Annotated in this window: 2 protein-coding genes; both read right to left on the minus strand. The window is 57.0% G+C overall.

Going from position 1 to position 899, the window contains the following annotated elements:
- Positions 1-74: 74 nt before the first annotated feature.
- Complete coding sequence (locus tag M0413_RS22630) at positions 75-368, minus strand: recombinase family protein (protein WP_502957309.1); 294 nt, start codon at positions 366-368, stop codon at positions 75-77.
- Between the two features lie 69 nt (positions 369-437).
- Positions 438-899, minus strand: a 462-nt coding sequence (locus M0413_RS23060) for a DUF3330 domain-containing protein (protein WP_224147504.1), incomplete at its 5' end; no start/stop codon positions are given.

Consider the following 899-nt stretch of genomic DNA (forward strand, 5'->3'; position numbering starts at 1 on the left):
GATCTCTTGGCCCATGTTTCGCCGCTCGGATGGGAACACATCAATCTCACCGGAGAATATCGCTGGCCAAAGCCTTAGCGTAGGATTCCGCCCCCTCCCGCAAACGACCCCAACCTGTCCATGCTATGCACCACCACGGTGTCGCCCTCGCGGACGAAGGCCAGCAGCCTTTCAAGTTCGGGACGTTGTGTGTCCTTGCCTGAAGCCTTATCGGTGAATACCTTGCCGACTTCTATTTGTTCCAGTTGTCGATCAGGATTCTGGTCGAAGCTGCTGACGCGAACGTAGCCGATACGTTGACCTTGCAAGATGCCTCCAAAGGTAAAAATGTCAGGATGAAATCTATTACCCTTGGCTGAATGTGTCAATAAATATAAATTAATACCCTACTCTGACGTTGTTTGTGCTCAACATCTGACATCAGGTTAGGGTATGCCTCAACCTGACGGCGGCGAATCACAAGCGTCCGGTTTGACGCTGGTTTCGGTCGCAGTGCTGGCCCGCGCCTGGAAGCGCTGATAGCACTCCAGCCCGCAGAAATGCTCCACGTACTCGGCCCCTTCCGGCGTGAAGGCGGCATCGAGCGGGATTTCCTTGCAGCACACGCAGCAACTGGTGCTCGGTTCATTGGCGTTCATGGTGGTGTTCCTCCATTGGTTGACGAAGCCGACGAAGGCCGCCGCCGGCATCGGCCTGGCGAACAGGAAACCCTGCACCGTGTCGCAACCCGCCTGCCGCAACCACGCAAGGCAGTCGGGTGTTTCCACACCCTCGGCTACCACCTCCATTGTCGTTTTCAGAAGACGGCTGCACTGAACGTCAGAAGCCGACTGCACTATAGCAGCGGAGGGGTTGGATCCATCAGGCAACGACGGGCTGCTGCCGGCCATCAGCGGACG

Origin of the sequence: Shewanella sp. 8A (genome assembly GCF_023475945.1) — a bacterium.
In the GTDB taxonomy this organism is placed as follows: Bacteria; Pseudomonadota; Gammaproteobacteria; order Enterobacterales; family Shewanellaceae; genus Shewanella; species Shewanella xiamenensis.